General features: G+C 68.8%; 1 protein-coding gene. It reads left to right on the top strand.

Translation table 11 applies throughout. The annotated features are described in order from the left end of the window. Nucleotides 1-21: 21 nt before the first annotated feature. A complete protein-coding gene (locus P3G67_RS35695) occupies nt 22-1,164 on the top strand; it encodes an IS701 family transposase (protein WP_391858426.1) in 1,143 nt (380 codons plus the stop codon). Nucleotides 1,165-1,355: the final 191 nt, after the last annotated feature.

Here is a 1,355-nt window from a genome sequence, read left to right on the forward strand (position 1 = left end):
GCTGTGTGGTTGTGTGCTGCGGTGTCGTTGGATCTCGGGGTGGGGCAGGTTGAGGCCTGGCAGGAGATGCTGTCTGGGCTGCACGCGCGGTTCGCTGCGCGTTTCTCCAGGTCGGAGCCGCGTGCGCGCGCTTTGACGTATATGGCGGGGCTGATCGCTCCGCTGGAGAGGAAGAACGGGTGGACGCTCGCGGAGCGCGCGGGCGAGGGACATCCGATCGGGATGCAGCGCCTACTGGCCGAGGCGGACTGGGACGCGGACGGTGTCCGCGACGACGTGCGGGACTTCGTCGTGGGGACGATCGGCGCCAAAGACGGCATCCTGATCGGCGACGACACCGGCTTCCTGAAAAAGGGCTCGCGGTCGGCCGGGGTCCAACGGCAGTACACCGGGACGGCAGGGCGAACGGAGAACTCCCAGATCGGCACGTTCCTGGCCTACGCCTCCGCCAAGGGCCGCGCGTTGATCGACCGCGAGCTGTACCTGCCGGCCTCGTGGACGGACGACCGGGAGCGCTGCCGCACGGCCGGCGTGCCCGATGATGTGCCGTTCGCGACGAAGAACGAGCACTTCCGGTGGATGCTGCAGCGCGCGATCGACGCGGGGGTGCCGTTCGCGTGGGTGACCGCAGACGAGGCCTACGGGCAGGTCAAGCACCTTCGGGTCTGGCTGGAGCAACGCGGCGTCGGGTATGTGCTGGCCACCAGGGTCAACGACACCGTGATCACGACCGGTTGGCGTGAAGTCCGGGTCGACGAGCTCGTCGGCGCCCTGCCACGGCAGGCCTGGAAGCGCCTGTCCGGCGGCCGGGGCTCCCACGGCGAGCGGGTCTACGACTGGGCCCGGGTGGCAATCCGACCGATGTGGGAGGACGGTGTCGGACACTGGGTCCTGGCCCGTCGCTCGGTCAGCGACCCGACCGAGATCGCCCACTACGTCTGCTTCGGCCCCGTCGCCACCCGCCTGAAAGACCTGGTCAAGGTCGCCGCCGCCAGGTGGGCGATCGAGGAGTCGTTCCAGGTCGCGAAGAACGAGTGCGGCCTGGACCACTACCAGGTCCGCCGCTACGACGCCTGGTACCGGCACATCACCCTGGCCATGGCCGCCCTCGCCGCGCTGACCGCCATCCGCGCCAACGAGCTGGAAAAAGGGGCTGCCGATTAGGACAAAGCGACCTGATACCCCTGTCCGTCGCGGAGATCCGGCGCCTCATCGGCCTGGTCCTCCACCCCCGCCATCTCGCTCCGACGCATCATCTGCGCTGGTCGTGGTGGCGACGCCTCAGCCAGACCCGAGCCCGCCGCAGCCACTACAAACGCCGAGGCCACACCCCATAACTGTGATTGCAGTACTAG

It is taken from the genome of Streptomyces silvisoli, from assembly GCF_029269905.1.
GTDB classification, from domain to species: Bacteria; Actinomycetota; Actinomycetes; order Streptomycetales; family Streptomycetaceae; genus Streptantibioticus_A; species Streptantibioticus_A silvisoli_A.